The sequence below is a fragment of the Epilithonimonas xixisoli genome, from assembly GCF_004365655.1.
In the GTDB taxonomy this organism is placed as follows: domain Bacteria; phylum Bacteroidota; class Bacteroidia; order Flavobacteriales; family Weeksellaceae; genus Epilithonimonas; species Epilithonimonas xixisoli.
Window position 1 is genome coordinate 143,836 of the sequence record NZ_SOEO01000003.1, and the last position, 25,353, is coordinate 169,188.

25 protein-coding genes are annotated in these 25,353 nt (G+C 36.0%); 14 read left to right on the forward strand and 11 right to left on the reverse strand.

Going from position 1 to position 25,353, the window contains the following annotated elements; translation table 11 throughout:
• Positions 1 to 50 precede the first annotated feature (50 nt).
• Entirely contained in the window at positions 51 to 533 is a 483-nt protein-coding gene (locus B0I22_RS12650; RefSeq protein WP_133945431.1) for a DinB family protein, read from the forward strand.
• 79 nt (positions 534 to 612) lie between these two features.
• Here the strand turns inward: B0I22_RS12650 and B0I22_RS16480 are convergent, their stop codons facing one another.
• The 3 genes from B0I22_RS16480 to B0I22_RS12660 form a co-directional block, all read right to left on the reverse strand.
• Positions 613 to 846 (reverse strand): hypothetical protein, encoded by a 234-nt coding sequence (locus B0I22_RS16480; protein ID WP_484083216.1) that lies wholly within the window; start codon positions 844 to 846, stop codon positions 613 to 615.
• A gap of 120 nt (positions 847 to 966) precedes the next feature.
• Positions 967 to 1,569, reverse strand: coding sequence for a helix-turn-helix transcriptional regulator (locus B0I22_RS16485; RefSeq protein ID WP_484083217.1), 603 nt, complete (start codon positions 1,567 to 1,569; stop codon positions 967 to 969).
• 121 nt (positions 1,570 to 1,690) lie between these two features.
• On the reverse strand, positions 1,691 to 3,421 hold the full coding sequence (locus B0I22_RS12660) for an ABC transporter ATP-binding protein (protein WP_133946559.1): 1,731 nt from the start codon (positions 3,419 to 3,421) through the stop codon (positions 1,691 to 1,693).
• 321 nt (positions 3,422 to 3,742) lie between these two features.
• Here B0I22_RS12660 and B0I22_RS12665 point away from each other — a divergent pair, with 321 nt between their 5' ends.
• The 4 genes from B0I22_RS12665 (at position 3,743) to B0I22_RS12680 (ending at position 7,111) form a co-directional block, all read left to right on the forward strand.
• The gene (locus tag B0I22_RS12665; RefSeq protein WP_133945433.1) at positions 3,743 to 4,315 is read left to right on the forward strand and encodes a cob(I)yrinic acid a,c-diamide adenosyltransferase; all 573 of its coding nucleotides are present in this window, start codon (positions 3,743 to 3,745) and stop codon (positions 4,313 to 4,315) included.
• Positions 4,316 to 4,334: 19 nt separating this feature from the next.
• Complete coding sequence (locus B0I22_RS12670; protein ID WP_133945435.1) at positions 4,335 to 5,000, forward strand: hypothetical protein; 666 nt, start codon at positions 4,335 to 4,337, stop codon at positions 4,998 to 5,000.
• Positions 4,997 to 5,629, forward strand: coding sequence for a thiamine diphosphokinase (locus B0I22_RS12675; RefSeq protein WP_133945437.1), 633 nt, complete (start codon positions 4,997 to 4,999; stop codon positions 5,627 to 5,629). The genes B0I22_RS12670 and B0I22_RS12675 overlap by 4 nt, the downstream gene beginning before the upstream one ends.
• A 90-nt stretch (positions 5,630 to 5,719) precedes the next feature.
• The gene (locus B0I22_RS12680) at positions 5,720 to 7,111 is read left to right on the forward strand and encodes a type III PLP-dependent enzyme domain-containing protein (protein WP_133945439.1); all 1,392 of its coding nucleotides are present in this window, start codon (positions 5,720 to 5,722) and stop codon (positions 7,109 to 7,111) included.
• A gap of 115 nt (positions 7,112 to 7,226) precedes the next feature.
• On the opposite strand, the gene B0I22_RS12685 is transcribed toward B0I22_RS12680, so the two are convergent.
• Together B0I22_RS12685 and B0I22_RS12690 are read right to left on the reverse strand one after the other, a co-directional pair.
• Positions 7,227 to 8,498, reverse strand: a complete 1,272-nt coding sequence (locus B0I22_RS12685) for a T9SS type A sorting domain-containing protein (RefSeq protein ID WP_133945441.1) — start codon at positions 8,496 to 8,498, stop codon at positions 7,227 to 7,229.
• A 117-nt stretch (positions 8,499 to 8,615) separates the two neighbouring features.
• A complete protein-coding gene (locus B0I22_RS12690; RefSeq protein WP_133945443.1) occupies positions 8,616 to 9,248 on the reverse strand; it encodes a nitroreductase family protein in 633 nt (210 codons plus the stop codon).
• Positions 9,249 to 9,398: 150 nt separating this feature from the next.
• Here B0I22_RS12690 and B0I22_RS12695 point away from each other — a divergent pair, with 150 nt between their 5' ends.
• On the forward strand, positions 9,399 to 9,767 hold the full coding sequence (locus B0I22_RS12695) for a winged helix-turn-helix transcriptional regulator (RefSeq protein ID WP_246022233.1): 369 nt from the start codon (positions 9,399 to 9,401) through the stop codon (positions 9,765 to 9,767).
• Positions 9,768 to 9,837: 70 nt separating this feature from the next.
• Here B0I22_RS12695 and B0I22_RS12700 read toward each other — a convergent pair whose 3' ends face one another.
• The 3 genes from B0I22_RS12700 to B0I22_RS12710 form a co-directional block, all read right to left on the reverse strand.
• The gene (locus B0I22_RS12700; protein ID WP_133945446.1) at positions 9,838 to 10,563 is read right to left on the reverse strand and encodes a hypothetical protein; all 726 of its coding nucleotides are present in this window, start codon (positions 10,561 to 10,563) and stop codon (positions 9,838 to 9,840) included.
• 40 nt (positions 10,564 to 10,603) lie between these two features.
• A complete protein-coding gene (locus tag B0I22_RS12705; RefSeq protein ID WP_133945448.1) occupies positions 10,604 to 12,232 on the reverse strand; it encodes an acyl-CoA carboxylase subunit beta in 1,629 nt (542 codons plus the stop codon).
• 141 nt (positions 12,233 to 12,373) lie between these two features.
• Entirely contained in the window at positions 12,374 to 14,584 is a 2,211-nt protein-coding gene (locus tag B0I22_RS12710) for a T9SS type A sorting domain-containing protein (RefSeq protein WP_133945450.1), read from the reverse strand.
• 439 nt (positions 14,585 to 15,023) lie between these two features.
• Here B0I22_RS12710 and B0I22_RS12715 point away from each other — a divergent pair, with 439 nt between their 5' ends.
• From B0I22_RS12715 to B0I22_RS12725, 3 genes are read left to right on the forward strand one after another with little or no spacing between them, the layout of a single operon-like run.
• Positions 15,024 to 15,923 (forward strand): DMT family transporter, encoded by a 900-nt coding sequence (locus B0I22_RS12715; protein ID WP_133945452.1) that lies wholly within the window; start codon positions 15,024 to 15,026, stop codon positions 15,921 to 15,923.
• A 10-nt stretch (positions 15,924 to 15,933) separates the two neighbouring features.
• Positions 15,934 to 17,016 carry a putative type IX sorting system protein PorV2 gene (locus tag B0I22_RS12720; RefSeq protein ID WP_133945454.1) on the forward strand — a complete coding sequence of 361 codons (1,083 nt, stop codon included), beginning with the start codon at positions 15,934 to 15,936 and terminating at the stop codon, positions 17,014 to 17,016.
• Positions 17,017 to 17,027: 11 nt separating this feature from the next.
• Positions 17,028 to 17,780, forward strand: coding sequence for a hypothetical protein (locus tag B0I22_RS12725; RefSeq protein WP_133945456.1), 753 nt, complete (start codon positions 17,028 to 17,030; stop codon positions 17,778 to 17,780).
• A 105-nt stretch (positions 17,781 to 17,885) separates the two neighbouring features.
• Here the strand turns inward: B0I22_RS12725 and B0I22_RS12730 are convergent, their stop codons facing one another.
• Both B0I22_RS12730 and B0I22_RS12735 read right to left on the reverse strand, forming a co-directional pair.
• Positions 17,886 to 18,521 carry a peroxiredoxin gene (locus B0I22_RS12730; protein WP_133945457.1) on the reverse strand — a complete coding sequence of 212 codons (636 nt, stop codon included), beginning with the start codon at positions 18,519 to 18,521 and terminating at the stop codon, positions 17,886 to 17,888.
• A 133-nt stretch (positions 18,522 to 18,654) separates the two neighbouring features.
• Positions 18,655 to 19,182, reverse strand: coding sequence for a hypothetical protein (locus B0I22_RS12735; RefSeq protein WP_133945459.1), 528 nt, complete (start codon positions 19,180 to 19,182; stop codon positions 18,655 to 18,657).
• Positions 19,183 to 19,297: 115 nt separating this feature from the next.
• On the opposite strand from B0I22_RS12735, the gene B0I22_RS12740 reads away from it, so the two are divergent.
• The 5 genes from B0I22_RS12740 to B0I22_RS16160 all read left to right on the forward strand — a co-directional run bounded on the left by B0I22_RS12740 (position 19,298) and on the right by B0I22_RS16160 (position 24,540).
• Positions 19,298 to 21,049 (forward strand): glycoside hydrolase family 3 protein, encoded by a 1,752-nt coding sequence (locus B0I22_RS12740; RefSeq protein WP_133945461.1) that lies wholly within the window; start codon positions 19,298 to 19,300, stop codon positions 21,047 to 21,049.
• 77 nt (positions 21,050 to 21,126) lie between these two features.
• Positions 21,127 to 22,284 carry an N-acetyl-alpha-D-glucosaminyl L-malate synthase BshA gene (gene bshA / locus B0I22_RS12745; RefSeq protein ID WP_133945463.1) on the forward strand — a complete coding sequence of 386 codons (1,158 nt, stop codon included), beginning with the start codon at positions 21,127 to 21,129 and terminating at the stop codon, positions 22,282 to 22,284.
• A 504-nt stretch (positions 22,285 to 22,788) separates the two neighbouring features.
• Positions 22,789 to 24,057: a DUF2851 family protein gene (locus B0I22_RS12750; protein ID WP_133945464.1), complete on the forward strand. Its 1,269-nt coding sequence runs from the start codon at positions 22,789 to 22,791 to the stop codon at positions 24,055 to 24,057.
• Between the two features lie 15 nt (positions 24,058 to 24,072).
• The gene (locus tag B0I22_RS12755) at positions 24,073 to 24,309 is read left to right on the forward strand and encodes a hypothetical protein (RefSeq protein ID WP_034969986.1); all 237 of its coding nucleotides are present in this window, start codon (positions 24,073 to 24,075) and stop codon (positions 24,307 to 24,309) included.
• Between the two features lie 69 nt (positions 24,310 to 24,378).
• Positions 24,379 to 24,540 carry a hypothetical protein gene (locus B0I22_RS16160; RefSeq protein ID WP_166668236.1) on the forward strand — a complete coding sequence of 54 codons (162 nt, stop codon included), beginning with the start codon at positions 24,379 to 24,381 and terminating at the stop codon, positions 24,538 to 24,540.
• Positions 24,541 to 24,574: 34 nt separating this feature from the next.
• Here B0I22_RS16160 and B0I22_RS12760 read toward each other — a convergent pair whose 3' ends face one another.
• A complete protein-coding gene (locus B0I22_RS12760; RefSeq protein WP_133945466.1) occupies positions 24,575 to 25,348 on the reverse strand; it encodes a succinate dehydrogenase/fumarate reductase iron-sulfur subunit in 774 nt (257 codons plus the stop codon).
• Between the last annotated feature and the right edge of the window lie 5 nt (positions 25,349 to 25,353).

Genomic DNA, 25,353 nt, shown 5'->3' on the forward strand with positions numbered 1-25,353 from the left:
ACAGCTGTCACAACCTCGCTGTACATTTGTATCAAATAAAACAAACTATTATGAATGCAACAGCCACAGTCCTCAGCTCACAACAACTGTTAATCCATTGGCAAGGTCACAGAAATCTGACAAGAAGAGTCATCGAAGCTTTTCCTGAAAAAGATTTATTCGAATTTTCAATCGGTGGAATGAGACCATTTTCGAAATTGGTTTTGGAAATGATTGCCATCGGCGGACCAGCTTTGAAATCTATTGTAGATGGAACAATCAATGAATTTGATGAGAAAGCTTTCCGGCCAACTACAAAAGCTGAAATCCTTACAAAATGGGATGAGCAGACAGAAATCATCAATGAATATTTCAGTCAGATTTCGGAAGAACGTTTTCAGGAGACTTTCAATTTGTTTGGTCAATATGAATTTCCGGTTTATCAGAATATTCTTTATTTTGTTGATAATGAGATTCATCACCGTGGTCAAGGTTACGTTTACCTGAGAGCATTGGGAATCGAGCCACCTTTTTTCTGGGAAAGAGAGAGATAAGATATAAGAGTAAAGTAAAAAGAATCAAGGAAGATTCAAGATTTAGCTTTGTCAAAGTTCTGAACTTTGACAAAGCTTTTTATTTTAATTTCTTTGTAATGTTGCCGATTAAAGTACTCATCGTATCCTTGAGATATTCCGGTTCAATAATCTCCGCATAATCCGCAAAGGTAATCAGCCAGCGCGGAAAACCCTCATCTATCCAGCTCGTTTCGAAGGTGATGAGCATTCCGTTTTCCGTTTCTTCATCGGCAGTCCAACCGTAATATTTCAGCGAGTGCATAATGTGAGGCATTACTTTCTTTTCGACCAAAAGCTTGACTTGGACTTTTTCCGTATTCGATTTTTGCTTGTAATCGGCGACCTTTCCATATTCCTGATGAAAAGGATTTTCGGTTTTAATGATTTTTAAAATACGGTCAACACGGAATTGTCAGTAATCTTTCCGCATCGTACAAAACGCCATCACATACCAATAATTGAATTCATAAAAAATCCCGACCGCTTCAATTATCCGTTCCGAAGCTTCGGTTTTTGCACTTTCATAATTGATTTTCAGTTGCGTTTTATCAGAAATACTTTCCAGAATGGTCGGAATAATATTTTTTATCGAATCCGTTTTTTCCGGTTGATAAGAATAGATGTTGATTTGATTTTCAATATCAGTCACGAGATTTTTCTCTGAACTTCGAAGGACAGATTTCACTTTTTCCATCGCTGAATTATAATGAGAACCGAGACTTTCGTGCGAGAAATTCTGCATCAGTTTTTCGGCCGTGATGAAACTGAGAACTTCCTCTTTCGTAAACATCACAGGCGGAAGTTTGTAACCATCCACCAAAGAATAGCCAGAACCAGCTTCTCCAAAAATCGGAATGCCAGCATTTTCTAAAGTTTTGATATCTCTGTAAATTGTTCTGACACTCACTTCGAATTTATCCGCCAAATCCTGCGCACGAACAATCGGTTTACTTTGCAATTGCACAAGAATCGAAGTGACGCGGTCTATTTTTTTTATGTAATGGTCTTCATTCATCTGTTTTAGTTTCTGTTAAATTGTTTCTCTCGCAGATTTAGCCGATAATGCAAATTTGTTTATCCGAAAATCTGCTGAATTTGTTAAATCTGCGAGAATGAAATTTATCAAGAAAATTTGTCTAATTTTCATCTTTATAAGTTTTCACCAATCTATCAAGATTCAAACTTCTTGCAGACGCATCGAAGATTTCACGGTAAGTTCCGTCTTTTTCATACAATTCTTCGTGTGTTCCGTTTTCCACTACTGCACCTTTTTTCATCACATAAATCATATCCGAATCCAAAATCTGCGACAAAGAATGTGAGATAATAACAACAGTTCTCCCTTGTTTTATGGCATCGAGAGAATTTTTAATTTGTTCCGTAGCAATGGCGTCCAAACTTGCAGTTGGTTCATCAAGGAAGATAATTGGTGGATTTTTTAGGAATAATCTGGCGATGGCAATTCTTTGTTGCTGACCGCCGGAAAGTTGCGTGGCGTCGTGGTTGTACGCTTCCGGTAAATCCATAATCTGCTCGTGGAGATAGGCTTTTGTGGAAGCTTCTTTTATCTCGTCAAATGTGGCGTGCAGATTTCCGTAACGGATATTATCCTCGATACTTCCTTTGAAAATATGATTTTTTTGAAGCACCAATCCAAGGTCATCACGCAGAAAGTCGTTATCAAAATCATTAAGATTGTTGCCATCCAAAAGGATTTCGCCGGAATCTGGTTCGTAGAATTTACAAAGCAAATTGATGATTGTCGATTTTCCCGCGCCACTGAGTCCAACCAAAGCGGTCGTTTTTCCATTTTCGATTTTCAGGGAAACGTTGTGAAGCGCTTTCATCCCGTTTGGATAAGTGAAATCCACATTTTTGATTTCGAAATTTCCTTTGATGGGAATGTTGTTGATGGTTCCGCTTGGTTCGGTTTCTTCGTCGGCATTCAGGATTTCAAAATAACCTTCGGCATAAATAAAGGCGTCATTCATATCATCATAAATCCTGTGAAGCTGGCGAATAGGCGCAGAAACGTTGTTGAACAGCATAATGTGAAGCATAATCGCACCAATCGTCATCTGCTGGTCGAGCACAAGGTAAACCGTCAAAAGGATAATCAAAACGACACCGAATTGCTCGATGAAAGTCTTTAAACCATCATAAATAAAACTGGTTCGTCTTGTGTACAATTGACTTTCCATCAGCTTCATTTGAAGATTGTACTGTTTGCTTCCCTCAAATTTTTCACGGACAAAACTTTTGATAACCATTATCGAATTAATCAAATTCAAAAGTCCGGAAGTTTTCTGCTCCCGTTGATTTCTGAGTGTTCGTCTTACATTTCCTAATTTTTTCGCCTGTCTTGATGTAACATAAAAGTAAATAGGAATTACAAAAGTAGAGACCAAACCAACGTAAATATTCTGCATATACATCACAATCAGCGCAATAATCGCCGTTGAAAAAAGCGGAAGAATATCGATGAAGAAATTTTGAACGAGTTTTGTTAAGCTCTCAATTCCTCGGTCGATTCGGATTTGAAGTTTTCCAGATTCGTGATTTTCGTCATTGTAATAGGCAATTCGGTAAGTTAGTATTTTGTTGATGGCTTCTTGTGCGAGTTCGGAACTGACATTAATTCTAATTTTTTCACCATAAAATTTCTGTCCAAACTGAATGAAAATATTCGCCAATTCTTTTCCCAAAAGGATGATTGAAATAAGCGTCAAAACGTGGATTCCTTGTTCCATTGGATTTGGAAGTTGGGTCAGTTTTGTCACTTCGTCCACCGTGTATTTCAAAACCAAAGGATTGACTTGGGCAAATAAAGCACCGATAAAAGTCAACAGCAATGTTACGAAAATCATCATTCGGTAAGGCTTGATGAAGCGTCGCAACTGCTGATAAATATGAATGAGATTGGTGGTTTTTTGAAATGGCTTTTTCATTTGTACAATTTAAGAAAAATATGAAAGCGATATAAATCTTAACCATTCAGTTTTAGATTAATTAACCACAAAAGGCACAAAAAATTTTTTGAGAGAAAAAAAAGATAATCTTGCAAACATTTTTCTTTTTTGCTCTTTTGAATTAATAAAAAGAGTGACTGCTTTTGTGACTTTTGTGGTTCAAAAATCTACGCGTTCAAAAATAAAAACCTTAATTTTAAACTTTCATAAAAACTAAAAATGAAAATATACACAAAAACCGGCGACAAAGGCGAAACCGGACTTTACGGCGGAAGTAGAATCTCCAAAGCCAGCGCAAGAGTAGAATCTTACGGCAACATCGATGAGCTGAATGCAAACATTGGCGTTGCAAAATCTCATATTAAAGATGAAGAAGTTATTTCTCAACTTAAGAAAATCCAATTTGATTTGTTTACAGTTGGTTCCGAAGCTTCAACACCGATTGATAAATTGTTTTTGGCGAATGGAAAAGCCAGATTACCATTGGTGATTTCAGACAAAGAAATCGAAGAATTGGAAACTTGGATGGATGCGATGGAAGAGAAAGTGGAACCTTTGCAATATTTCATTTTGCCGGGCGGTGGAAAAGCGTCAACGTTTCTTCACGTGGCGAGAACCGTTTGCAGACGCGCAGAACGCAGTTTGGTTTTCCTGAATCAGTCGGAAGAAGTGCGAGCGGAATTAATCAAATATCTGAATCGTTTGTCGGATTATCTTTTTGTTTTGGCGAGATATGTTTCAAAATTGAATAATGAGCCGGAGGAATATTGGAATCCGAATGATAGAAGTTAGATTGAAATATAGTCTATCAATGAAGAAATTTTTTCTGTTAATTATTTTACTTTGTTCAAATTTTATTTTTTCTCAGAAAGCTGACACAGAAAGTCTTGTCAACTCTTTCACAAAGGATTTTGTTTCTAAAGATTTTGAATATTATAATTTGTTAGATGAAAGTTTCAGTATTAATTTTGACGTTGATAATTTAAATGAAGCAATTGAAAGTTATGGACTTGAAAAAGAAATTTCATTTAAAAAACAAGATTTTATAATCTCAAAATCTAAAATAAATTGGAACGAATTTAATCTTAACAAAGCAAAAGTTTATTCCGATGATAAAATTCCAAAATTTAAAAGTTCATTTTATGAATATATTTTAGTTGATAAGAAAATGAGTCAAAAGAAATTTGATAGTATCATCAGTAATAAAAAATATAATCAGATTTTTGTGAGAGTCAATCCTAAATGGAATGAAGAAAAGAAAAGAAAGGAATGTCATATAGAATTAAAAAAGCAAGAGGGTAATATTAAAAAAGAAGACCAAGATTTTTATTCAATATCAACACCTATTTTTTCTGTAGACAAAAAATTTGCAATAATTTCTTTCAGAGATTGTTGTCATACTGTGGGATACTTGTATTTTTATTCAAATAAGAATTGGCAACAATATTTTGAATTTTATAGACTAGTAAGCAATTGAAAAAAGCACTTTTATTCATCAACGGCGAACCACCAAAAGAATTTCCAAATCTGTCAGATTATGAGTTAATTGCTTGTACAGATGGTGCTTTTCATTATTTGAAAGATTTGAATTTTCCATTAGATAAATTGGATTTTATTTCCGGCGATTTTGATTCTTACACAGAGTCCTTCGACTCCGCTCAGGATGACAGACAGTACGATTTTGAAATCATAGAGACGCCTGACCAGAACAAAACCGATTTTCATAAAGCAATAGAAATTATTCTTGAGAAAGGTTTTGAAAACATTGATGTTTACGGCGCAAGTGGAGGTGAGCAAGACCATTTTCTTGGGAACTTGAGTGTCGCTTTTGCTTTTAAAGATAAAGCAAATCTTCAGTTTTTTGATGATTATTCGTCATATTACTTTATCCCGAAAAAATTCACAATTTCTGATGTCAAAGGAAAAATGATTTCCTTAATGCCTTTTCCAATTGCCAAAAACATCGAAACCAAAGGATTGAAATGGCCTTTGTACAAAGAAGATTTGATTCTCGGAGAAAGAATCGGAACTCGAAATATTGCTGAAAATAAAGAGGTTGTGATTAAATATAAAAAAGGCGATTTGCTGATTTTTGTCGGGAATTAATTCATTAATTTTTATAGAATTATTAACGTATATATTCAGTTTTTTTAATCATTTTTGTACCGTAAAACAATTAAATTTTTTTAGCCAGAAATGAAAATAAAATATTCTGAACTAATTGACCAAACGCTCTATTTTCCTACAGAAGAATTCAATGTAGAAGAGAATAGTCTGAAATTTCACGACATCAACCTGATGGAAGTTGTGGAAAAATTCGGAACTCCTTTGAAGTTCAATTATTTACCAAAAATTTCTCAGAATATTGAAAGGGCAAAATTCTGGTTCAAGGAAGCTTTTGAAAAGAACGATTACCAAAAAACTTACAGATATTGCTACTGCACGAAGTCCAGCCATTTTGCTTTTGTAGTAGAAGAAGCGTTGAAAAATGACATCAGTCTGGAAACATCTTCCGCTTACGATATGGACATCGTGAAATCCCTTTATGACAAAGGAAAAGTGACGAAAGATATCGAAGTAATTTGCAATGGTTTTAAAACCGACGATTATTTGGTGAAAATTTCTGATTTGATTAATAGCGGTTTCGAAAATATCACACCGATTCTTGATAATTATAGAGAACTGGATAAGCTGACAGAAAGCATCGACAGAACTTTTAACATCGGAATCAGAATCGCAGCGGAGGAAGAACCGAAGTTCGAATTTTACACCTCAAGATTAGGAATAGGATACAAAGATATCATCCCATATTACAGTCAGAAAATCGCTGAACATCCGAATGCAAGGTTGAAAATGCTTCACTTTTTCATCAACACAGGAATCAAAGATACGGCGTACTATTGGAACGAATTGTACAAATGTCTCCGCGTCTATGCAAGATTGAAAAAAATTGCGCCGGAAGTTGATTCTCTTAATATTGGTGGTGGTTTTCCAATCAAAACTTCACTTAATTTCGATTATGACTATCAATATATGGTCAACGAAATTGTTTCTCAAATTAAAAAATTCTGTGAGGAAGAAGGTGTTGAAGAACCAAATATCTACACCGAATTCGGAAGTTTTACGGTTGGAGAAAGTGGTGGACATTTGTATAAAATCATTTCTCAGAAACGTCAAAACGACAGAGAAAAATGGAATATGATTGACTCATCATTTATGACGACTTTGCCTGACACTTGGGCGATTTCCCGTCACTTCATTATGTTGCCATTGAATCGTTGGGAAGATTCCTACGAAAGGGTTTTTCTTGGTGGATTGACTTGTGATTCAGATGATTATTACAATTCCGAACAGCATACGAATGCAATTTATCTTCCGGTTTTCAATGAGACAAAATCTTTGTACATCGGATTTTTCCACACGGGCGCTTATCAGGAAACGATTGGCGGTTACGGCGGTGTTCACCACTGTTTGATGCCTCAGCCAAAACATATTTTGATTGATAAGGACGAAGATGGAAACTTTACTTATGAATTGTTCCGAGAAGAGCAAAGAGCGGAAGATGTTCTGAAGCTTTTGGGATATTAAAATAGCAGATGATTTGAAATTCCAATCAATCAATTTCAAGTAGAGGAATCTAAATTCTAAACATAAAAAAAGGGCTTTTCAATCTGAAAAGCCTTTTTTCGTTAATAAAGAAAACCTATTTTTTAATGATTTTCTCTGTTGTTTTAGCACCATTGATATCGGTCATTATCAACAAATAATTTCCGCGTGCGATATTTGAAATATCAAATTCTCTTTCTTTTGCATCTAACGTTTTAATTATCTTACCAGTATAATCTGAAAGCTTAATTTCCGTGAATTTTTTATCTGTATCAATCTTCAAATAATTGGAAACAGGATTAGGATAAACAGTGATCTTGTTTGCCTTCAAAAGATTCTCTACAGCCAATGATTTATCTTTTACAATCACGATTTTGCCTGTTGTGACGTTGGTGCCGTAGTTGTAGGAGTATGTTGTGAAAGCATAGCAACCAGCGCCACAAGAAGTCATCGATTTTGTAGTTCCTTGAACGTTTGGAATTGGTGTACTGTCTTTCAGCAAGAAAGTATTTGGATTGAATCTCTTGAAAGTGATATTCCCGGAAGAATATTCAGAACTTGCATAGGCTACAGATTGAGTAGCTGTGTCAAAAGTATTTGCGCCTGTTGTATTTGTAAATTGACCCAGCAAGAATGGCGTTCCAGCTGAGATGTCAACTACTTTTCCGTCTGTAGAATACAAAAAATTACCTTCTCTTATAAAATCAATACTGAAGTTGGAAAAGAGATTGGGATAAACGGTGCCTTGTGTTGCTCCTGAAGAGGTAATGTTGACTTTTCTCAAGCCAAATTCAGTAGTTTCGTTATTATATCCCCAAAGTAGATTGTTGCTTGCGAATTCGATTCTGTTGCTTCCGGTGTGATCTTGGGTGGTAGTAGGTCTTCTTACATCGTTGTCATAGATTGCAACGCCTTCGTGTTTTGGAGAGAAACCCACATTCCTTCTAGAGATAGCAATTGTATTAGGGTTTCCTGGCATCACCTCCATGTCTTCTACAAACAAAGCTCCAAGCGAAGGATCAGCACCTAATGAGAATTGTAAGTTGACAGATTTGCTGGCTATGTCCCATCTTCTTACCAGAGAGGCGCTTTCAAAACCAACATATAGATATTGATTGTTATCAGAAATAGCTAGTACATTTGGTTCGCTGCCAATGAAATAAGTATTTTCAAGAGTTTGGCTTACTGGATCTATGACGCCGATGCTGTTTCCGTTTGCGCCATTTGCGCTTGGAATGCTGGCGTAGATTTTTTTCGCATTTGAGTCATAAATGACCTGATTTGCAATGATATCGAGGACTTTCACTTCTAACTGAGCGTTACAAAATAATCCTGCGAAGAGTAATGAAAATGATAGAGTTGTACGCATTAATTTTTTTTTGCAAAAATACAGTTTTTATCTATAAGTGAATGACTTCCGACTAAATTCTACGAACTTTAAATGTTAAAAAAAGCGTCCCGATATTTTCGGGACGCTTTTTTCTATTTATTTTAATTCTGTGATGAATTCTTCGTTTGGCGTTCTGTATTTTTTCAGATTTACCAGCCAGTCTCCGCTTGTGTCTCTGTAACCTAAAGGCAGAATCACAACGCTTTTGAGACCTTTTTCTCTCAAGCCTAAAAGTTCGTCAAGCGCATTCATATCAAAACCTTCCATTGGTGTCGCATCTACTTTTTGTTCAGCGGCCGCGGCAATTGCCAATGCAAAAGAAATGTAAGCTTGTTTTGCTGCGTGAGTTGCGTGCCATTCACTTCCAAGTGGTTCGTACATTCCCCAAAGTCTGGCTTTGTAGTCGTCCATCGCTTCGGTTGGAATTCCTCTTTCTGCAGTCGTTTTTTCGAAAACTTCAGAAATACTGTTGTGAGAATAGCCGTCCCAAGCTGCCCAAACCAAAAGGTGAGAACCATCCGTAATCTGAGCTTGATCCCAAGAGATTGGTTTTATTTTTTCTAATAATTCTCTGTTTGTGATTACGAAAATCCTGTAAGGTTGTAATCCTGAGGAAGAAGGCGCCAATCTTGCGACTTCCAAAATGTAATCTACTTTATCTTGAGGAACGATTTCTCCGTTCATTTTCTTTGTTGCATAACGCCAGTTTAAGTCTTCTAATAAGCTCATTTTCAATAATTTTTTAATTGAGAGTACAAAGGTAAAGAAGAAAAGTTTATATTTGTAATTAAGTTACAAAATGTTACTGTTACTAAAAAGTAACCTATTTGATAATTAATGAGTTAATAAATTGATAGAATGAAATTATAATCTTTATTTATGATGAAAAATACAGACGGTATGAAAATTAAATGTTGTAAAACCAATCTTCTTGCGGTTCAGGATACCATGGATATTTTGAAAGGTCGTTGGAAAGTCCAGATCATTGCAGCGCTGTGTTATAACAAAATGCGTTTTTCTGATTTGCAAAAAGAGATTGCAGGCGTTTCTGCAAAAATGCTCAGTAGCGAATTGAAAGATTTAGAAATCAATCAATTGGTGAGTAGAACTGTTCTCAATACGCAACCTATCAGTGTAGAATATGAATTGACAGATTACGGACGAACACTGAAAAAAATCATTGAACATCTTGCAGATTGGGGCGTTGAACACAGAAAAAAAATTATCGGAAAAGTAATGGAAAACTAAATGAGATTAATAATATAAATATTAGGCATAAAAAACTTCCAATTAGGAAGTTTTTTATGTAAGTCTAAAATTACTTAGAAGAATTTGCTTCTTCTGCCGGTTTTACATATTCGCTGTAACTAATCGGCGAATATACTTTTTGCTGAAGATTACTATATTTTTTCGCTTTCCAGAAATTTTCATCAAATTTTTTCGAAATCGTTACAGAACAAATAGGGTTATTTTTAGTGATTTTCAATTTGACTAATGTGATGTAATTAACGTCGGAATAGAAAAACTGAGGAATTTTTTCAGAAGATTCTTGTACTTCTCCGTTTGCGTAACTGACTGACCATTTGTATGTGTAACTTGTAGGATTTCCGTTGGGAAAAAAGGAAATGATAGATTCACTCACTTTCACGTCTTTGAAATCATCAACTGGGATTCCACAGCTATTTTCTATAATATTTTGCTTTGATTCTTTCACCGCAGGAGTTGCGGCGACTAGAGCTGGGACAGCAACATTTATAATCTTTTCACATTGTTGCAAACCTTGATTTGTAAAAACAGAAACGGATATGGTGCTTTTTCCAATCTGTGAACTTGAAACATCTATTTTGTTGGTTTTCGTTTTGCCATCAATTTTAATGTTAAGATCAGAAGATTTCCACGAGTAGCACTCATCACACTGTGCTTTTGCATCCACAGTTAGGGATGTTGTTTCATTGGGTTTGATGTTGTCATTTCCCGCAATAGTACATTGCGCATAAGTTGAGCTAGCCAGAAAACCGGCAGCCAGTAATAATAAATTTTTCATCGTTTTGTGTTTTTACTTTCCTAATTCATCATAGCAAAATTTATACCTGAATAACTCCGAGGTTAAATTTTTCTGTAATTGGGGAATGATTTGCTGCTTCTATTCCCATGCTTATCCATTTTCTTGTATCTAGAGGGTTGATGATTGCGTCTGTCCAAAGTCTTGCCGCAGCGTAAGTCGGTTGGAGCTGTCTGTTGTAATCTTTTAGGATTTTATCCAGAATTTCTTTTCTTTCCTCTTCAGAAATTTCTTTTCCTTGTTTTTTGAGCGATGATTCCTGGATTTGGAGCAAGACATTTCCGGCTTGAGATCCGCCCATAACAGCTAATTCTGCCCACGGCCACGCAACGATCAATCTTGGGTCGTAAGCTTTTCCGCACATAGCATAGTTTCCTGCGCCATAAGAATTTCCTGTGATGATGGTGAATTTCGGAACAACTGAGTTGGAAACTGCATTCACCATCTTTGCACCATCTTTGATGATTCCACCTTGCTCTGACTTGGATCCAACCATAAATCCGGTCACATCCTGAAGGAAAACCAAGGGGATTTTTCTCTGATTACAATTGGCGATAAATCTCGTTGCTTTATCCGCAGAATCTGAATATATAACGCCTCCGAACTGCATTTCGCCTTTTCCGCTTTTGACTAATTTTCTTTGATTGGCAACAATTCCCACGCTCCAACCGTCAACTCGAGCAGTACAGCAGATGATGCTTTTTCCGTAATCTGGCTTATATTCCTCATATTCAGAATTGTCAACCAGACATTTGATGATTTCGAAAGTGTCATATTGCTCGGATCTTACGGCTGGCATGATTCCAAAAATGTTGTCTGGATTCTCTTTTGGAGGAAAACTTTCTATCCTGTCAAATCCAGCTTTTTCATAATCACCAATGGACTTCATAATATTTTTGATTCTATCCAAAGCGTCTTTGTCATCTTTAGCTTTGTAATCTACGACGCCGGAGATAGAGCTGTGCATTGTTGCGCCGCCCAAAGCTTCATTGTCGATAGATTCGCCAATTGCTGCCTTTACAAGATAACTTCCGGCTAGAAAAATACTTCCTGTTTTATCTACAATCATGGCTTCGTCACTCATAATTGGAAGGTAAGCTCCTCCTGCCACGCAACTCCCCATAATTGCAGAAATTTGGATAATGCCGGACGAACTCATCTTCGCATTGTTTCGGAAAATTCTTCCAAACATTTCTTTGTCTGGGAAAATCTCATCTTGCATTGGCAGGTAAACGCCAGCAGAATCTACCAAATAAATGATTGGCAAACGATTTTCCATAGCAATTTCCTGCGCTCTCAAATTCTTCTTCCCTGTGATAGGAAACCAAGCTCCAGCCTTTACAGTAGCGTCATTTGCTACAACGATGCATTGCTTTCCGGAGACATATCCTATTTTCACAATCACGCCACCAGCAGGACAACCACCTTCTTTTTCATACATCTCATAGCCTGCAAATGCGCCAACTTCAATAGATTCCGAATTTTTATCGAAAAGATAATCCAATCTTTCTCTGGCGGTCATTTTTCCTTGATCTCGTTGTTTTTGAAGCGCTTTTTCACCGCCTCCCAATTTGATTTTTGTTAAGGTTTTTTTGATCTCAGAAAGTTTCAGTTTATTGATGTCCTCTCGTTTATTGAATTCTAAATCCATTATTTTTTTCTTTGGCGTCTAAGATAAACTTTTTTTAGAAAAATGATTACAGTTAAATGATGCAGATCAATGATGTGCTTTTTTTATGATGAAAAATCCATCCTACAGAAGCAAGATGGATTTTTTCAAAAACATTAATTTTTAAAGGATAACTTTTTTAGTTTTGATTCCAGTTTTTTGAATCACTTTCACAATGTAAAATCCTTTAGCAAATGAAGTTGTGTTGATATTAACATTCGCAGCGTTGTAATCTTTTGACAAAACAAGTTTTCCAGCAGCATCATAAATCTCAACTTTATTAATGTTTTGAGAATCTCTAATTACCAATCCTAAACTATTTTTTGCAATGATGAGTTGATACTTTGTAATGTTATCCGTTCCTAAAACAGAGTTTTGATAGATAATTTTGAAACGGCTATTGTCTTCAATGGCATCTGTGAAGAATGTATAATGCCCATCTTGCAAATTGTGAATATTCCCGTTAAAATTATCTTGTAAATAAATAGCTTGGCTAGCATCTTGTGAGAAAATACCGTCTTTTCCGTCAATTGCTATCACATGGTTTCCAGCTGTTGAGCTTTTAATTCCAAGATCAACAATGTCATTGGTCTCAAAAGGATTTGCTCTAGCTTGTATTTGCAGTCTGTGAGCACCAACGTTTGAGAAAAAAGAATCATTTCCAACACTTAGAAGGTCTGCGTCGTAATCTGGATCATAATCATTGGTTGCGTTGTCGTTGTAGGCAACTAAGATTGTATTACCTACATTTTGAGGTGATACTAATTTCAGCCAATATCTATTCAAAGTTTCTGGCTCTTCTTCTTCTTCTTCTTCTTCAGATTTGTTCGATTGATTCTTATTAAAAAATATAGAGTCTGATGTATTGGAAGATCGGATATTATTATTGAAAAGCAATGGAGCATTATCATATTTAGCTTGCACAATAAAGCCTTGTCCAACTTTGGTAAAAGCTAAAGGTCTTAATGACACCACTTCTATGCTTGTTGAGATGTAAGTTGGACCTACGCCGCCAACGCCAGCAACATATGTTGCGTAATTATTCCCTGCATAGCTCGATCCTTGTTGCGATTTTACTTCATTCAGATTTGTCCAAAACCATTGTTTGTTATAAATAGAATTTCTGTTATTGCTGTAATTGAATAAACTGCTGAAATTAATATTAGATGGGTAAGGATTTCCTACAAGATTATAGCCCTTGTCTGCACCAGCACTTCTTTTTAGATTGATACTTATCAATCCTGAATTTGGAACGCCTGTGAAAGTGAAATTCTCATTAGTTGGTGTCGCGACTGCGTAACTGTTTTTACCTCGGATTGCATAACCAATTCCAGCTTGGAAAGTAGAACTAGCATCAAGTCCTGTCGCTTCAAGTAGGTCGTTTACTTCATTATAACGATAGAAGCGATTGGTTGGCGTGCCTACCGAGAAATTAAAAAGATTTTGCCCAGAAACAGGTGAACTCCAGTAGTTGTAATCCATCCTTTTAAGATTTGCTCTTCTGTGAACAATGGCATTGCCGGATCCCGAGTAAATATCTCCTAATTCCTGTAAAAAGGTAGCGTTGTTTTCTACTACCAAAGTGCCATTGTTTACAACATTTCCATATGATTTTAAAGAAAATCCTTCTGCAATGGTTACGATATTACCGGAATTAATAGTCATATTGTCTGTAGCGAAGACACTGTTAATGTTAAGATTTCCGTTTATAATGGCGTTGGTCTGGCTTCCAGGTTCACCATTGTCCCAAGAACTTCCATTCCAGGTAGAGTGATCTACAATGGTAAAATTAGCTTTGTAGGTACTTCCGCTGTTATTAAGAAGTACCGTTCCGGAACCTGTAGTCATTTCGTAGTATATTTCAATGGTGTAAGTTCCTGCAGTTTCTACGACGCTGTTAGGTGGACCAGCAGAGATAGCAATTCCATCGCCGCTTTCTATTTTTCTCCAAGTCTCATTTTCTCCTCCACATCCGTTAGCAGCGCCGCTGATTCTTGCATAGCTCAATGCTGTGAATGCGCCAGGTGTAGTTCCAACTTTAAAAGCTCTGTAATGCATTGTTACCGCAGAGATAGTTTCGGATGTGCACCTAGAGACTTTAGCTTCTCCACCCATCAATCGGAGTGAGTGTTTTCCTAAGAGTGATGTTCCAAGATCTGCTGCGTCATAAACGGTTCTTCCGCTGCAACCTCCACCATTATCGATGCAGTAATATTTAATCGTGCCTGCAGATGCGCCTCGTTGTTTGAAAGCGGGAAATCCACCTGTGAAAGTTTGGGAATTCAATAAACCAAAAGTGATGGTTCCTAATAAGAGTAAAAATATTTTTTTCATAACTATTTGTTTTTACAAAAATAATCAATATGTATTAATTGTGAAAAAAAATATTCATATTTTGAATTCTAGATAATTATTAGTTATTTAATGAATTAGTTAATTTAAAATAAACGATTATTGTTGTGTTTAAAGTTGAAATAATTTAAAAATTTTAATTAATTATCAAAGGATTAAATTTTGGAGAATAGACACTTTTTGGGGATATTAATTTATTTCAAAACAATACAATAATCCGATGAATTCTACGTTTGTAATTGAGATAGATATAAATTTTTAGTTAGTTTATGTTATTTTTAATAAGTTCTTATTAGAAGATCCGCATAATTTATTATGCGGATTTTTTATCTGAAAAATGCAATTAGGCCTTAAGTTATTTTTATAAATCAAGTCTGTAAATTTTATCTTATTTTCGCTCATAGAAAATCAATCGTTTCCAATGAAGAATTCTTACTTGCTGAAGTTGCATTTTGTTGTGTTTTTATGGGGGTTTACAGCAATTTTAGGAAAACTGATTTTAGCGGACGCCAATGTCTTGGTATTCTACAGAATGTTATTCGCAGCGGCTTTTCTTTTTGTTTATCTAAGATTCGTAACAAAAGAAAGTATCAAAGTTTCCTGGAAATTATTATTCAAATTGGTTGCAATTGGAAGTGTGATGGCTTTTCACTGGTTGTTTTTCTTCCAATCCATCAAGGTTTCCAACGTTTCTATTGCTTTGTCTTGTCTTTCATTGTCTACATTATTCGCAGCTTTGATAGAGCCATTAATTTTCCGTCGAAAACCCGATTGGGCAGAATTGATTATCGGAATCATCATTGTTGTTTGTATTTCACTGATTTTCAATGCGGAACTGAAATATAAAGAAGGCATTATTTATGGAATTCTATGTGCGCTTTTCGGAACAATATTCTCAGTTTTCAATGGTAAAATTTTCGGAAAAACCAGTCCAGGGAATATTATTTTTTACGAGATTGCTGGTGGTTGGCTGGTTGTCAGTTTATTTTTTCTTTTTACAGGACAAATTTCATCAGTTGGCGAAATAACTTACACAGATCTTGCGTTAATAGTATTGCTGGCTTCTGTCTTTACGGCTTATCCAATGCTAGAAAGTGTGAAGCTGATGAAGTTTATTTCCCCATTCACATTGATCCTAACCGTAAATCTGGAACCTGTTTATGGGATTATTTTAGCTTTCTTTATCTTTGGAGCGACAGAGCATATGAGTCCGATTTTTTATGGTGCTTCGTTTGTGATGATTGCATCAATTGTAGTCAATGGTGTCATCAAATCCAGAAGGAAAAAAGAAAACGCAATTACAGATTCGAAATCTCTGTAAACACTTATTAATGAAAAGATTTTTATTTTTTTTACTGATTATTTTCACACAATTTTCTGATGCACAAATCATCAGAAAATACTCCAATGAATTTTTGAATATTGGCGCAGGTGCAAGAGGCCTCGCAATGGGTGGTGCAGTGGTTTCCAATCAGGACGATGTTTATTCCCCAATGTGGAATCCAGCTGGTTTGATGAAAATCGAAAATGACTGGCAAGTTGCCGCAATGCACGCAGAATATTTCGAATCCATCGCCAAGTACGATTATATCTCTTACGCGAAACCTTTAGATTATGGGAATGGTGTTTTTGCGATTTCTCTCGTAAGATTAGGCGTCGATAATATTTTGAATACCACTCAATTGATTGATCCCGAGGGAAATGTCGATTATGATAAAATCAGTTCTTTCTCCACATCAGATTATGCCGCTTTGTTTTCTTACGCTTTCCATCCAAATGGTAATCAAAAATTAGACGTTGGAGCAACTGCGAAAGTGGTTTACAGAAATGTTGGTAAATTTGCCAGCGGTTACGGTTTTGGGTTCGATATTGGCGCAGTTTATCGCACAGACACCGATTGGAATTATGGTGTTATGCTAAGAGATGCGACAACGACTGTAAACTTCTGGACCGTGAATCAGAAAGAATTATCAACGGTTGTGAATGGAGAAGAATTCAATCCCGCTCCGACGGACAAGATGGAAATCACGATGCCAAAACTTAATTTTGGAGTCAGCAGAACTTACGAGTTCAACAGAGATTTGAAACTTTTACCGGAATTTGGTCTTAATGTCGATTTTGCAAAAACTGCCGCTTTGGTTTCTACAGATTTCGCCAGCATCACGCCTTACGCAGGTGGTGAATTGATTTTCCAAGATATGATTTTCGTGAGATTAGGTTTCAATAGATTTCAAACCATTTCTGATATTGAGGATTTAAAAAGGAAAGTTTCCTTTCAACCAAGTGCAGGAATTGGAATCAAATATAAAGGCTTAACTTTGGATTATGCGATTACAAATTCTGGAGTTGGCGGTTCTAATTTTTATTCTAATTTCTTTTCTTTGAAGTTGGATATGCAAGGTTTCAGAAACTAAAATCAATTTTTATGAAAAAACTATCACTTCTATTTTCAATATTTTTAATTGTATTAATAAAATCTCAAACCGTTTCCGATTACAAATATATTGTGATTCCAACTGAGTTTGCAGACTTCAAAGGCACAAAATCTTTTGGATTGAATACATTGATAGAAAAATCATTGAAATCAAAAAAATACACAGTTCTTCCCGAAACAAAAAGCGATTGGCCTTCTGAAGCGCTTCAGAATCCTTGCGCGATTTTGAATGCAGATCTTTCTGATGACAGCAATATGTTCAAAAACAGAGTGATTTTGCATTTCAAAGATTGTAATAATAAGGTTCTTTTATCACAAAAAGCAAATAGTTCAATCAAAGATTTTGAGCCAGGATATCAAGATGCTGTCAAAAATGCATTGGTTTCGATTCCAGTTTCGAATCCAAATTTGGAAAAGCTAGCAGGAACAAAAACTATAGAAACAAAACCTGTAGAAGAATTCAAAACAGTAGAAGCGAAAATTGAAACGACATCTGCTCAAAAATTCACAAATGGAAAATTGAATCTTCAAAAAATTCAAATCGATAATTCCCAATTTATTTTGGTTGATGGAAATAGTTCTGTTCCGTTTGCAACTTTCAAATCAACGACAAAAGCCGATGTTTTCCGAGTTAAATTAAGTTCAGGCGAATCTACAATTGGTTATTACGAAAATGGAAATATCGTCATCGAGCTTCCAAAAACCAACGGAGAATTTTCAAAAGAAATCTACAAAGCCAATTAATTTTAGAATTAATTCAATTTAAAAAAAACAAAAATGGTCAGAAGCAATTCCGACCATTTTTTATTTAAAGCAAAGAGCCAAAAGCCATTAGCGATAAACCATTTGCTATTTATTCGGCTGAGGTGTATATCTCAAATAAGGTTTCACAACAGTCACGCCTTTCGTGAATTTTTTCTCAGCATCTTCCTGCGAAACTGCCGGCGGAATAATCACATCTTCACCATCTTTCCAATCAACTGGCGTTGCAACGCCATAGCCATCAACCAATTGCAAAGAATCCAAAACTCGCAGGATTTCAGTAAAATTTCTTCCGGTAGAAGCCGGATAAGTAATGATGAGCCTTACTTTTTTATTTGGATCGATGATCAAAAGTGATCGTACTGTCAATGTTGCGCTCGCATTTGGATGGATGAAATCGTACAGTTCTGACACTTTTTTGTCTTGGTCTGCAATGATTGGAAATTCCACTTCCGTATTCTGAGTTTCGTTGATATCCGATATCCAGCCTTTGTGATTGTCGATGCCATCAACACTTAGAGCCAGAACTTTCGTATTTCTCTTGTCAAATTCCGGTTTCAATTGCGATGTTTTTCCTAATTCTGTGGTGCAAACGGGCGTGTAATCTGCAGGATGGGAAAAAAGAATCCCCCAAGAATTGCCAAGATATTCGTAAAAATTAATATTTCCCAGACTGCTTTCTGCATCAAAATTCGGAGCAGTGTCGCCAAGTTTTATAGACATATTTTTATTTTTTTGATTAATGTATAACAAATTTAATAATAAAAATTCAATTCATACTCGTTTGGTATAAATTAAATTTAACAACAAAAAAAACCACAAATGAATGTGGTTTGATTTATTTTGGAATTTCAAATTACAATTTTCCGATTTTGCTATCATCAATATTGTACAATCTGATTACTTCTTCGTAGCTCAATTTTCTAGGATCAACAGAACTTTTTCCGCCAAAGACCGCAGGAACCAAGACAATTCTGAAAGTTTGTCCATTAAGGTAAGTCGCTCTGAAATTATTATCTTGTTTTAAAGTAAGATCAAACTCAGAATTTAAGTCAATCTGCACATCGGCCGTTGTAAAATTGAATGTGTAATCCATTTCTCCTTCGTTAAAAAAATAAGTTTTAGGAAGTGGTTCCCAAACTGGACTGCTTTGCGAAGGATTATTTTTTCGATACACCAAAACAAGGTCTTGATTTAGTAAAGCACGATTAAACTCTACATTATAACCGAAATAGTTTGGCGCGTTTTGAACTAAATTTACATTGATGTCATAAACCGTTGGATAGTCAACTTCAACTTGAACAATGTCGTCGTTATCATCTTTACAACTGAAGATAAATATACTGGAAATCAGTAGTAATACGAGGGGAAGGAATTTTTTCATAAGTTTAATTATTTACGTTAAGATTTTAATTACAAATAACAGACCATAAAAATAGCCATTTTCAGCGGATTTAATATCTTTATGGAAAGTTTTCTAAAATTTAGATATCAAAAAAATGAAAAGGTTAAGTCTTATAATAATAACTTTTGTTTCGCAATTTTATTTTCCTCAGTACCAGCCAAAAAATCTCTCCAGTTCCGATCTCAAAAAAGCAAACGATTGGGTTGATAAAACCTACAACGCGCTTTCACAGGAAGAAAAGCTCGGTCAGCTTTTTATCGTTGCACTTTATACAAATAAGGACGAAGCGCACATCAACCAAATCCGAAATATCGTTTTGAATGACAAAATTGGTGGATTGATTTTAATGCAAGACGATGCGGCGAGAGAAATTAATTTAGTGAATGAATTCCAATCCAAGTCAAAAGTGCCGTTGATGATTGGGATGGATGCAGAATGGGGTGTTTTCCAGAGGATTGCAAAAGCGCATAAATATCCGTGGGCAATCACTTTGGGAGCTATTCAAGATAAAAATCTGATTCACGATATGGCGTCCAAAATTGCTGAAGATTGCAAGCGAATGGGCATCAATTGGGATTTTGCACCCGTTGTAGATGTGAATACAAATCCAAACAATCCAATCATTGGGAACAGAAGTTTCGGTTCTGATGTCAATAATGTTGTGAATTCCGCTTTGGCTTATTCCAATGGTTTGCAAGACAACAAAGTTTTGGGAGCGATTAAACATTTCCCTGGTCACGGCGATACGGACAAAGATTCTCATTTGGATTTGCCTGTTGTTTCCCACAATATGGAACGATTGGAAAAAACCGAATTGGCGCCTTTCAAAGCCTTGATGGATAAAGGAATTGGTGGCGTGATGGTTGCGCATCTGTACGTTCCAAGTCTTGAAAGCGAAAAGGGAATTCCAGCTTCCATTTCTAAAAAAATTATCACTGGATTATTAAAAGAAAAATACGGCTATAAAGGTTTGATTATCACGGATGCGCTTAATATGGGCGCGGTGGCAAACAAATTCAAAGCGGGGGAATTGGATGCGCTGGCTTTCAAAGCAGGAAATGATATTATGTTGTTTTCGCAAGATGTTGCAACCGGAAAAAGATTGATTCAGAAAGCTATTGATAATAAAGAAATTTCTCAAAGCAGAGTAGAGGAGAGCGTGAAGAAAATTCTGTTGACCAAATATTTTTTAGGTCTTGAGAAATATTCTAATATCAATCCGGAAAACATCAATGGAGATTTGAACAACGCTTCACATTCCGAAATTGTTCAGAAAATGTACTCCAACGCTTTGACATTAATTAAAGATGACAAAAAACTGTTGCCACTTGATTGCAAAGAAACTTATTATTACGTTCCGTTGGAAGAAGCGCCTTACGAAACTTTCCTCAATCAATTGAATACTGGAACAACTGTAATTTTGAAAAAAGCTTCGGAAATCAATTCAATTCCAGCCAACTCAAAAGTGATTGTTGGTTTCCATAAAGATAATTCCACAGCTTACAAACCATATAAAATCTCAGATTCAAGCAAAAAAATTCTTTCAGATTTAAGTAAAAACCAAACTGTGATTCTGGATGTTTTCGGAAGCCCTTATGCTTTGAAAGATATTGATATTTCTAAAGTTTCCACGGTCCTAGTTTCATATGAAAATAATGACGACGCAATGAAAGCCACAGCAAACGGACTTTTAGGTCAAACAAAAATCTGGGGAAGATTGCCAGTTTTAGTAAATGACAACTTAAAATTCGGAATGGGAATGGATATTGACGCAAAAATCCCAACCAATCAAACCGATAGAAAAAATAGTTCAGAATCAAAAAATTCTAAGACGGTAATTGAGTAAATTTGAAATGTTATTTTTAGAATAAAATCAGATAAAAAGTCTTGCTACTTTTTACATAATACATTGTACAAAAAGAAATGAAAATAGGAATACTTTGTTACCCAACTTACGGCGGAAGCGGAATTGTGGCAACTGAATTAGGAATGAGTCTGGCCGACAAAGGCTATGAAGTTCATTTCATAAGTTCTGCATTGCCGGCACGTTTGGACGTTACCAATCCGAACATTTTCTTCCATAAAGTGAATGTTCAGACCTATCCGCTGTTCCAATATCAGCCTTACGATATCGCGTTGTCATCGATGATTTATCGCGTTGTCAACCTATATAAATTGGATATTCTGCACGCCCATTATGCGATTCCTTATGCTTACGCAGCGTTTACGGCGAAGCAAATGTTGAAGGCCGAACACAAAGATGTGCCTTTGGTGACAACACTTCACGGGACAGATATTACCTTGGTTGGTCAACATCCAAGTTACAAACACGCTGTCGAATTCTCTATAAATCAGAGTGATACGATAACTTCGGTTTCCGAAAGTCTTAAAAAAGACACATTGCAATTTTTCAATATTCAGAAAGAAATCCAGGTGATTACCAATTTTATTGATAATTCTGTTTTTGATGATTGCACAACTTGCCAACGTGAGCAATTTGCGACGGATGACGAAAAAATTCTGATTCACGTTTCCAATCTTCGTCCTGTCAAAAGGATTCAGGATGTTTTGGAGATTTTCAAGAATGTCAATAGAAAAGTACAATCCAAACTCATCATCATTGGAGAAGGTCCGGAAATGGAGAAAATCAACCAATTCTTGGAAGAAAATCCAGAACTGATTGGTAAAATCAAATTGCTTGGAAAAGTCAACGACCTTTATAGAATTCTACAACTTTCAGACGTGTTTCTTTTACCTTCCGAGCAGGAAAGTTTCGGATTGGCGGCTCTGGAAGCAATGGCGGCAAAAACGCCCGTAATCAGCAGTAATGCTGGTGGAATCCCAGAAGTCAATATTCAAGGTGAAACTGGTTTCTTGGCAGAAATCGGCAATGTGGAAGCGATGTCCAACTACTGCATCAAACTTTTGAGCAATGAAGACCTTCTTGCCGAAATGAAAAAGAACGCCAAAGCACAAGCACTGAAATTCGACCTAAAAAATATCCTGCCAATCTACATCGAGATGTACGAAACGACGATTGCGAAGTTTGAAGAAGCAAAGTTGATTGACGCAGGGAATTAAGATAATTTGACTTTAATAAGCAAGTTTTGGGCAGCTTTTCCGCCTTCCGCTCCCAAACCTAACGAAGTGGTTCGACGAAGTCAATCTTTTTTGCAGACGATTTCAGTTTAATTAGAACTTGAGTAGAAGCAAAAAAGGATTTCCGCTCAAGTCGGGCTGCATATTCGGTATATAACAACATTAGTCCTAAAAACCAAATTTTGTCATTCCGTAGGAAACCTAACGAAGTGGTTCGATGCAGTCAATCTAAACTTCGCTGTCGAGATTCCTACGGAATGACAAATAGGTCTTGAAATTGTCTCTCTTCTTTGATGAGTTTTACGTCTTTGCGAATCTTAAAATATTTTCAGCAATTATAAACAAATCTTTGCGGGCTTTGCGTTAAACTTTATTACCGCTTTTCGCTGTCAAAATAATTAGAAATTTCCAAAATTTTTATAACTTAACCCTTTCGAAGTCTCGTATTTTGAAGGGGTTTTTGTTTAACGAAAATCAAACACACAAATGAATGAAGAAATATTACAATATCTCTGGAATTTCAAAAAATTCCGGCGTTTCGATTTTGTTTCCGTCGATGGAAAGAATATCGAAATCTTAGACTTTGGCGAATGGAATAAGAATTCGGGACCGGATTTTTTGTTTGCAAAGATTAAAATCGACGACATCATTTTCGCCGGAAACATCGAGATTCACACCAAAGCATCCGATTGGTTTTTCCACAACCATTCCGGAAATCCTGAGTTTGGAAATCTGATTCTTCACGCCGTTTACATCAACGATTGCGACATTCCCGAACTGAAAAATCAGCAGATTCCGACTTTGGAACTCAGAGATTATATTGATGAAACCTTAATTCAAAAACATCAGAATTTGAGGGAAGAACATTCATTTATTCCTTGTGAAAATTTGTTTGATAAGGATAAAATTCCATTGTTTTTTGAAGAAGAAGTTTTGCTCAAAAAATTGGATTTCAAATCGGAATCTTTGGAATTGTCCTTAAAGAAAAATCAAAATAATTACGAAGCTGTTTTGTTCCAACAATTGGCTTACACTTTTGGATTGAAAGTTAATGCGGAGATTTTCCTACAATTAGCTGAAAGTTTGGATTTTTCTCTCATTCAAAAAATCAAACAGAATAAACTGCAGTTGGAAGCTTTATTATTCGGGATTTGTAATTTTCTGGATGAGCCAAAAGATGAAATGATGAAAGTCTGGAAACGCGAATTTCATTTTCTGAAGATTAAATTTAATTTGAAGGAAGTCAGAATCGCTCCGAAATTCTCAAAACTTCGTCCACCAAATTTCCCTACGATTCGCCTTTCACAATTGGCGAATCTTTATCATTCTCAACCGAATCTATTTTCGAAGATTATTGAGGCGAAAACGATTGATGATTTGTATTTAATTTTCGAGAACATTTCAGCTTCGGAATATTGGGATAATCATTTTAATTTTGGGAAGATTTCGCCGGTTGAAAGTCAAAAATTATTAAGCAAAGATTTCATCGATTTGATTATCATCAATGCGATTCTGCCGATTAAATATTTTTATCAAAAGAATCACAACCCGGAAATCGTGGATGATATTTTTGAATTCTACAAACAGCTGAAACCGGAGAAGAATTCTGTTCTTGATGAATGGAAAAACTTGGGTATGAAATTTGAAAATGCGTTGAAGACACAGGCTTTTCTCTACCAATACAAAACGTTTTGCACTCAAAAAAAATGCTTAAATTGCAGTATCGGTTTTCAGTTGTTGAAGAGCCAAGATTAAAGTAATAAATCCAAAATGAAAGAGCCAATTGTAATCAACGGAATGCGCCACAAAATGGAAAGAGAATGGTTTGGCGTGCTCACACGATATGGAACCAAACTCGGAATTCCGGTTTCGAAACTGCGTGTGTTCTTTATTTATTCAACGTTTGCGACGGCTGGGATTTTCTTTTTGTTTTATCTTGGATTGGCGTTTATGCTTTGGATAAAGGATTGTATTGTGACGAAGAGGCCGAGTGTTTTTGATCTGTAAAAAAAATAATCTCGCAGATTTAGCAAATTTTGAAGACAAACTTTGTATTTATAGACAAATATTGTTTTTATGCAGAATCCCGCAGCCCGGCTTGAGTGGAAATCCTTTTTTGTGGCTGGAAAAGCGGTGGCAAAAAGATTGGGAACGGAAGACGGAAACAGCTGCCCAAATAATAATCCACAAAAAAATCCGATTGAAAAACTCAACCGGATTTGTATTTTGAAATATTAGTCTAAATTCTAATATCTAACTTCTAAAATCTAGATTATGGATTTGCAGTTTTAAGGTTTGCAGATGCATATTCTCTGTTCATTCTTGCGATGTTCTCTAGAGAGATTCCTTTCGGACATTCTACTTCACAAGCGCCGGTATTGGAACAGTTTCCGAAGCCTTCTTCGTCCATTGCTTTTACCATATTCAGAACTCTTCTTGTAGCTTCTACGCGACCTTGTGGCAACAATGCGAACTGAGATACTTTTGCACCCACGAACAACATTGCTGAACCGTTTTTACAAGAAGCAACACAAGCTCCACACCCGATACACGCCGCAGCATCCATCGCTTTGTCAGCGTCTTCTTTTGGAACTAGGATTGCGTTGGCATCCAAAGTGTTTCCGGAAGTATTCACAGATACGAATCCGCCTGCAGCCATTACTCTGTCAAAAGCACTTCTGTCAACCACCAAATCCTTAATTACCGGAAAAGCAGCACTTCTCCAAGGTTCGATGTGGATGGTTTCGCCATCTTTGAAATGACGCATATGCAACTGGCAAGTTGTGATTCCTGTATCTGGTCCGTGCGCTCTACCATTGATGTAAAGTGAACACATTCCGCAGATTCCCTCGCGACAATCGTGATCGAAGGCAACAGGATCTTGTCCGTTGTTGATCAACTGCTCGTTTAGGATATCCAACATTTCCAGGAATGAAGAATCCGTGGAAACATCGGACAGTTTGTAGCTTTCGAACTGACCTTTTGTTTTATTATTTTTTTGTCTCCAAATTTTCAGCGTAAGATTTAAGCCTTTTTTTGCACTCATTTTTA

Bases quoted from the DNA above. Each gene is read 5' to 3' on its own strand.
- B0I22_RS12690 (WP_133945443.1), bottom strand. From the start codon at position 9,248: ATGAGCTTATTAGAAGACTTAAACTGGCGTTATGCAACAAAGAAAATG.
- B0I22_RS12665 (WP_133945433.1), top strand. From the start codon at position 3,743: ATGAAAATATACACAAAAACCGGCGACAAAGGCGAAACCGGACTTTAC.
- B0I22_RS12720 (WP_133945454.1), top strand. From the start codon at position 15,934: ATGAAAAGATTTTTATTTTTTTTACTGATTATTTTCACACAATTTTCT.
- B0I22_RS12725 (WP_133945456.1), top strand. From the start codon at position 17,028: ATGAAAAAACTATCACTTCTATTTTCAATATTTTTAATTGTATTAATA.
- B0I22_RS12715 (WP_133945452.1), top strand. From the start codon at position 15,024: ATGAAGAATTCTTACTTGCTGAAGTTGCATTTTGTTGTGTTTTTATGG.
- B0I22_RS12755 (WP_034969986.1), top strand. From the start codon at position 24,073: ATGAAAGAGCCAATTGTAATCAACGGAATGCGCCACAAAATGGAAAGA.
- B0I22_RS12695 (WP_246022233.1), top strand. From the start codon at position 9,399: ATGATGAAAAATACAGACGGTATGAAAATTAAATGTTGTAAAACCAAT.
- bshA (WP_133945463.1), top strand. From the start codon at position 21,127: ATGAAAATAGGAATACTTTGTTACCCAACTTACGGCGGAAGCGGAATT.
- B0I22_RS12650 (WP_133945431.1), top strand. From the start codon at position 51: ATGAATGCAACAGCCACAGTCCTCAGCTCACAACAACTGTTAATCCAT.
- B0I22_RS12760 (WP_133945466.1), bottom strand. From the start codon at position 25,348: ATGAGTGCAAAAAAAGGCTTAAATCTTACGCTGAAAATTTGGAGACAA.
- B0I22_RS12750 (WP_133945464.1), top strand. From the start codon at position 22,789: ATGAATGAAGAAATATTACAATATCTCTGGAATTTCAAAAAATTCCGG.
- B0I22_RS12730 (WP_133945457.1), bottom strand. From the start codon at position 18,521: ATGTCTATAAAACTTGGCGACACTGCTCCGAATTTTGATGCAGAAAGC.
- B0I22_RS16160 (WP_166668236.1), top strand. From the start codon at position 24,379: ATGCAGAATCCCGCAGCCCGGCTTGAGTGGAAATCCTTTTTTGTGGCT.
- B0I22_RS12700 (WP_133945446.1), bottom strand. From the start codon at position 10,563: ATGAAAAATTTATTATTACTGGCTGCCGGTTTTCTGGCTAGCTCAACT.
- B0I22_RS12660 (WP_133946559.1), bottom strand. From the start codon at position 3,421: ATGATTTTCGTAACATTGCTGTTGACTTTTATCGGTGCTTTATTTGCC.
- B0I22_RS12740 (WP_133945461.1), top strand. From the start codon at position 19,298: ATGAAAAGGTTAAGTCTTATAATAATAACTTTTGTTTCGCAATTTTAT.
- B0I22_RS12670 (WP_133945435.1), top strand. From the start codon at position 4,335: ATGAAGAAATTTTTTCTGTTAATTATTTTACTTTGTTCAAATTTTATT.
- B0I22_RS12685 (WP_133945441.1), bottom strand. From the start codon at position 8,498: ATGCGTACAACTCTATCATTTTCATTACTCTTCGCAGGATTATTTTGT.
- B0I22_RS12680 (WP_133945439.1), top strand. From the start codon at position 5,720: ATGAAAATAAAATATTCTGAACTAATTGACCAAACGCTCTATTTTCCT.
- B0I22_RS12705 (WP_133945448.1), bottom strand. From the start codon at position 12,232: ATGGATTTAGAATTCAATAAACGAGAGGACATCAATAAACTGAAACTT.
- B0I22_RS12710 (WP_133945450.1), bottom strand. From the start codon at position 14,584: ATGAAAAAAATATTTTTACTCTTATTAGGAACCATCACTTTTGGTTTA.
- B0I22_RS16485 (WP_484083217.1), bottom strand. From the start codon at position 1,569: ATGAATGAAGACCATTACATAAAAAAAATAGACCGCGTCACTTCGATT.
- B0I22_RS12735 (WP_133945459.1), bottom strand. From the start codon at position 19,182: ATGAAAAAATTCCTTCCCCTCGTATTACTACTGATTTCCAGTATATTT.